Source organism: Haliea atlantica (assembly GCF_054779855.1).
Genome location: NZ_BAAGXL010000043.1, coordinates 1 through 6380, shown reverse-complemented (window position 1 = coordinate 6380; position 6380 = coordinate 1). Strand labels below are relative to the sequence as shown.

Annotated in this window: 4 protein-coding genes; 3 read left to right on the top strand and 1 reads right to left on the bottom strand. The window is 46.3% G+C overall.

The window, feature by feature from the left end; genetic code table 11:
- The first annotated feature begins 81 nt into the window (after window positions 1-81).
- Both ACYVGS_RS17870 and ACYVGS_RS17865 read left to right on the top strand, forming a co-directional pair.
- Window positions 82-2553: a TonB-dependent receptor gene (locus tag ACYVGS_RS17870; RefSeq protein ID WP_460590049.1), complete on the top strand. Its 2472-nt coding sequence runs from the start codon at window positions 82-84 to the stop codon at window positions 2551-2553.
- 242 nt (window positions 2554-2795) lie between these two features.
- On the top strand, window positions 2796-3743 hold the full coding sequence (locus tag ACYVGS_RS17865) for a DUF7064 domain-containing protein (RefSeq protein WP_460590048.1): 948 nt from the start codon (window positions 2796-2798) through the stop codon (window positions 3741-3743).
- A 351-nt stretch (window positions 3744-4094) separates the two neighbouring features.
- On the opposite strand, the gene ACYVGS_RS17860 is transcribed toward ACYVGS_RS17865, so the two are convergent.
- The gene (locus tag ACYVGS_RS17860) at window positions 4095-4841 is read right to left on the bottom strand and encodes a response regulator transcription factor (RefSeq protein ID WP_460590047.1); all 747 of its coding nucleotides are present in this window, start codon (window positions 4839-4841) and stop codon (window positions 4095-4097) included.
- A gap of 303 nt (window positions 4842-5144) precedes the next feature.
- Between ACYVGS_RS17860 and ACYVGS_RS17855 the strand changes: the two genes are divergently transcribed.
- Window positions 5145-6380, top strand: a 1236-nt coding sequence (locus tag ACYVGS_RS17855; RefSeq protein ID WP_460590046.1) for a TonB-dependent receptor, incomplete at its 3' end; no start/stop codon positions are given.

Sequence of the window (6380 nt, the reverse complement as noted above, 5' to 3'; positions counted from 1 at the left end):
TCTACCTGATTGCCAGCCCTGCGGGCTCGATCCTGAAATCCACATGAAATGACGAAGAACCCTATAAATGAGGAACAATCTATGCATTACAAACATCGTAAGTCGTTGCTGAGCACGGCCATTTTGGCAACATCATTAAGTCTGTCCAGTACGGCTTTCTCTGCTTTAGAAGAGGTTGTTGTTACCGCTAATAAACGGGCTGAAAGCATCAATGATGTAGGCCTTTCTATTTCGGCTGTTTCTGGAGATAAGCTGCAAGAACAAAAATTAACATCACTGGAAGAAATTTCATCCGCTGTGCCGGGCTTGGTGTATTCAACCAGTACCGCAAATACGCCAATATTTACATTACGTGGTGTTGGTTTTAACGAGCAATCTTTGGGTGCTTACCCCGCAACCAGCTTGTACTTAGATGAAGCGCCAATGCCGTTTCCGGCACTGGCAAGCCATGCAGCGTTTGATTTAGAACGAATGGAAGTATTGAAGGGGCCGCAGGGTATTTTATTTGGTCAAAACTCGACCGGCGGCGCAATTAACTTTATTGCGGCTAAACCGACAGAAGAATTTGAAGGTGGAGTTGAATTGGGTTACGGCTCATTCAATAAGGTTGAGCTAAACGGTTACGTAAGTGGCCCTGTGTCGGATACGGTTGGGGCGCGTTTAGCGGTAACCTCGGCTAAGTCGGATGATTGGCAACGAAGTGCGAGTACCAATCGCGAAAACGGTGAAGAAGATTATACCGCTGCACGTTTAATCTTTACCTTTGACCCAAGTGACACGGCCAGCTATATGGTCAATATAAACGGTTGGTCTGATAAGTCAGATCCGCAAGCGTCGCAATTTGCCGCTAAGAATCCGCAAATTATTATAGATAGCGTTACCGGTGTTGCCCCAGGTACATTGCAACCTCTCTTAGATGAGCCGTTTGTGCCGAAAGATAATCGAGCAGCTGATTGGTCTGCCGCTATTACACCGGCCTCTGACCGAGAGTACAGCCAAGTTATTTTACGCGGAGACTGGGATCTAAGTGAGAGCACTACGTTTACTGCGCTGACCACTTATCAGGACTTTGAACAATCTCAAACCACTGACGGTGATGGCTCGCCGTTGATTTCATTCGATTTGGAGTCAAGCGAAGCTGAGATCAAAACGTGGATTACAGAGCTTCGATTAGCGGGCCAAACCGAGTCGATGAATTGGGTAGCGGGTGCGAATTACGAAGCCAGTGAGACGTTCGAAGATCAGGTACTTCGATATGTAGATAATACCAACTTTACTGCTGCGAATGCGTTTATCCATGGCACCGGTATTATCAACGATCAAGAGATCGAAAACTGGGCGGTATTCGGCAACGTTGATTACAATCTGAGTGAAACTTTGACTGTTAAAGCCGGTGCGCGTTATACCGACTCTACAATCGACGTTGAAAGTTGTAACTACGCGGCAGATAACTTTCCCGGTACTCCATTCGTAGATTTTGCGACGGGTGGTGTGTCGATTGATGTGAATGGCGAGCAGCAAAATGTTGCCAATCTCTTTAATTTGTTGGGCACGCTATTGGGTGGCGGTACGCCGTTCACTCCTGTAGGTGGCTTCCCCGATTGTTATACGCTTAACTTTGATAATGTACCGGGCGATTTATTTGTTGACACATTGGCTGAAGATAACGTGTCTTGGCGCCTAGGTATTGATTTAGACTTGAGCGATTCGTCGATGTTATATGCGAACGTGTCGGAAGGTTATAAGTCGGGCAGCTTCCCAAGTTTGGCGGCATCAACTTTTTCTCAATTCCAGCCTGTAACACAAGAGTCTGTGTTGGCCTTTGAGTTAGGTACTAAAGCAACCTTGCTTGATAGCACCTTGCAATTAAATGCCGCTTTATTTCACTACAAATATGAAGATAAGCAGCTTCGTACGAAAATTGTAGAGCCTATTTTTGGTTTGTTGGATGTGCTGGAAAATGTGCCAGAGACAGAAATTACCGGTATCGAAGCTGATCTGGTTTGGCAGGTTACAGAAGGGCTTACTTTGTCTGCGGCGGTCACTTATCTTGACTCGGAAGTTACGGAATATGAAGGCGTTAGTATCTCTAGTGAGATTGCGCCTACAGGCCCAGGCGGTTCACTTGAGTTAGTTGGCGGGCCAGAGAACTTTGCTGGCGACCCCATTCCATTTACGCCAGAGTTAACCTATTCACTTGATGCTGATTATCGCTTTGAGTTGGCTGATGGCGAAATGTTTATGGGCCTCAGCGTTACCGGTCAGTCGGACTCCGATGCAGCATTTGGTGGTGAGCGCTTGACCTATATCGCAACGCAAATTGCGAACGGCGCCGATGCTATTACACCTAAAATCAACCTTATGGACGGTTATAGCGTACTTGGTGCACGTTTAGGTTATGAGGCGGCAGATGGTAAGTGGCGTGTTATGGCGTGGGGTAAAAACCTAACCGACGAATACTATATTACCAACGTTATAGCCTCATTGGATTCGACCTCTCGTTTTACCGGCCGGCCAAGAACTTACGGTATTACAGCCGGTTTTAACTTCTAAAACTGCGCCTTTTTGTATTCCTCTCTCCCTCGGCAATTTATTGTCGGGGGTTTTTTCTTTATGGGCTTTTAGTTTAACCCTCACCTTGGCTTAGTCAGTTTCCGTCCTTACTTGGCTCGCTGTTATGGTATAGGCTGAGCCTAAAATTTAACTTCACTATTTTAGCTGACACTAGTGAACGGTATGCTTGGCTTAACGTTAAACATACCTCTTAATTAACTAACAATAACGAAGGAAGTTGTATGTACGATTTGAACAGTTTGTCCCGCCCTAGCTTATTTATAGACCCCGTAAACGACGGCCGCCATAAGCTAGAAAATAAGCCCTTAGCGCGTGAATCCATTCCTTACATTGTGGTACTTCCCGAACACAAAATTGCCTTTTTCACCTACACCTGGGTCGATAAAGACAGTAATGCTGGTGCGGCCTTGGCGGTGTTTGGGCCGGGTGTAGGCGATAAACCTATCCAGCAAAAATTAGCCGACCGCCCAGTACCCGCCGATATGGATTTTGATAATTGGCAAATTGAAGGCTTTAGTATGAAGCAAGATCTAAACTTCGATAAGGCCGAGGTGGTATGGAATAACGATAAAGTAGCGCTTAATTTTAGCTACGAAGCCTACCACCCCGCGTATGCTTATTCGGCCCATAAAGACGGCTGCCCCGATTTTGTGGCAAGTAACCGGATAGAGCAGAGTGGCCTTGTAAAAGGCGAGCTTACATTTGGTGGTAAAACCATAAATTTTGAAGCAACCGGCCATCGCGATCATAGTTGGGGTACTCGCGATTGGGCGACGATGATGCATTACCACTGGTTTGTGGGTCAAACCACCGATGGCGTATCGGTGCACTTTTGGAACTTGATGGCTCAGGGAACGCGGTTTTTACACGGCTATGTGTTTAAAGACAATGTACAAGCGCAGGTGAGCGATGTAGAAATTGACGTTGAGTTTGACGATCAATATTTACAAAAGAGCTTTGTGGCCAAAGTAACGGACGAGTTAGGCCGGGTAACTGATATAGCCGGTGAGTTTTTTGGCGTAAATGCTTTAGTGCCTGATGAGCGTATTGTTTTGAATGAAGGCGGTGGGGCGGCAACCTTTGATGGTGTTAGTGGTGCTGGTTGGTTGGAGGTGCAATGGCATACAACCTATTTAGAGCATGTACGTAAGATGAAGGCATCGTCATAAACGAGTGTTTTATCAGGGTCAAACTCTGCTGATTTTGACCCACCATCATTTTGAATAAAATAATAAAAACAGGTGAAGTATGAGTTCCGTATTTTCTTGGCAACAAAACCTTCGTTTGATTGATAAAAACAAACCATCCCCGAATGGATTGCAGCGCTGCGGCGCAAGTTTGTGATTGAGTCGCGGGTCGATCAGCTACTAACACGAACGCTAGAGCGGCCGGCTATGAAGTGGTGCCGCCGGTATTTTGAGTTTGTCGAAGCAGCAATTGTTACGAGAAAGGTAGCTGCTGAAAATGCAGGCTTGGGAAGCCAATAACCCGAACTTACCGGATATTGCTAGCCTGCTTGATTAGCCCTCGGAGGCGGCATGCACGCGCGCCAGTAATGACGTACGGTTATGTACGTCAAACTTTTTGTAAATTCGCCGTAAATGATTCTCTACGGTGTATTCCGACAATTCGAGTTCACTACTGATTTGTTTGTTGCTTTGCCCTTGCAGCAGCTGCTTTACCACGTCTGCTTCGCGCTTCGTTAAACATTCGATGTCAGGCAGGCTGGTATCGACGGGCTTAGCATTACTAACATAATGTTGCCTAACCGCGCTGCTAATCATGTAATTACTGCTTTGGTTAAGCCACTGCTCAATACTATTCAGCGATGGGTCTATATTCATGTGGGTACGTGCATTGGCCGATAGCAAGCCCACTACTAGAAAAAGGCTATCAGATAAGGCCTTGATACTGGCCGCTGTTTCAATAAAGCCAACGGAACTGAGGTGGCTCCAGTATTGAGTTGCATTTGGGCCATCCTCGGTTTCTTTTTGGGGCCGCTGTTTATGGCTCACTCGGGTAATAATTTCATTGTTGGCCGCTGTTTCACTGGTGTGAGGCAGTAAGGGGTCATGGTGATAAATTCGATTAACGTATGCATCTTGAAGCGATTTGGAAATACCGAGGTTATGCACAAACGAAACATTCGTTGAGATCACATTGCTATCAAAGAGCAGCAGGCACACGCCCGAGGCATTGGAACGGCTTTGTATTTCGTTAGCGAAGTGCTCATTTTGTTTGCTGAAATCACTGGTGTGCAAGTTCATATTGGTCACACCGTTATTGTTTTAATAACGGTCTCTTAAGCGCTTAATAATTATAGTGCGGATCATATTACGCGAATTTAGCAATTTTTAACAAGCGCGTTATGGTTGCATCTACCCTTATGCCTTGCCGCCTGCGCCCTAAGAACAAGCCTACTAGACGGGAATCCGTCTATTGGCAGTTTGTTACACATGCTTAATACTCTTGCCAACTAAACTGATAGTTATACCCCGTTAGTTGATAGAACATCATTACTAGCGGTGTTGTCAGTGTTACAAAATATAAATATAAATGAGGAATAACACATGCGTAACAACCATCGTAAGTCGATACTCAGTACGGCTATTGTCGCAGCATCTTTGGCCTTCTCCAGCACGGCGTTTTCGGCGTTAGAAGAGGTAGTGGTCACGGCTAACAAACGTGCGCAAAGTATAAATGATGTAGGTTTGTCGATCTCGGCGCTTTCGGCCGATAAGTTAACCGAGCAAAAGCTAACGTCATTAGAAGAAATCTCATCTGCAGTACCGGGGCTTGTATATTCAGCCAGTACGGCTAATACACCGATCTTTACCTTGCGAGGGGTTGGTTTTAATGAGCAAACCTTGGGCGCTTACCCAGCGACCAGCCTATATTTGGATGAAGCACCCATGCCGTTTCCGGTGTTGGCCAGCCACGCAGCTTATGATTTAGAGCGAGTAGAGGTATTAAAAGGGCCGCAGGGAATTCTTTTCGGCCAGAACTCTACCGGCGGTGCAATTAACTTTATTTCAGCCAAACCAGGTGACGAATTTGAAGCCGGTGGCGACTTGAGCTACGGCCGTTTCAGCAAGGTAGAAGCGAACGGGTATGTGAGTGGCCCCTTGTCGGATAACTTAGGCGCTCGTTTAGCGGTAACCTCAGTGCAAGCTGATGAGTGGCAGAAAAGCACATCTCGCAATGATGAAAACGGCAAAGAAGAATACTTGGCGTTACGTTTAACCACCGTTTTCCAGCCATCAGATACCGCTACTTATACCGCAAGTTTCAATACTTGGAGCGATGAGTCTGATCCGCAAGCGCAACAATTAGTAGCGATAGACCCTCAGCTGCTAACGGATGCAGCTGGAGGTGTTCCGCCGAACTTAGCGGCGGTATTGGCGCAAGATTTAAGCCCTGAAAATAGCCGAGCAGCTGATTGGTCGACCGATATTGACCCTTCTTCAGACCGAGACTTTTACCAGTTGATCCTTCGTGGTGATTGGGAGTTGTCTGATGGTGTAACGCTGACCGCATTAACAACCTACCAAGACTTTGAGCAAACACAGAACACCGATGGTGATGGTTCAGCTTTAGTCCTGTTTGATTTGGCACCGGTAGAGGGTGAGATTGATACTTGGATTACAGAGATTCGCTTAGCCGGTGAAACCGATACCGTGAAGTGGGTTGGCGGTATTAACTACGAGCAAAGCAACACTCTTGAAGAAGAAATTCTGCATTATAAAGGGGTCCTAGGGATTTTGCCTCCAAATACTGCAAAAACCTCCGAAGCCCCCGTGTTTGCT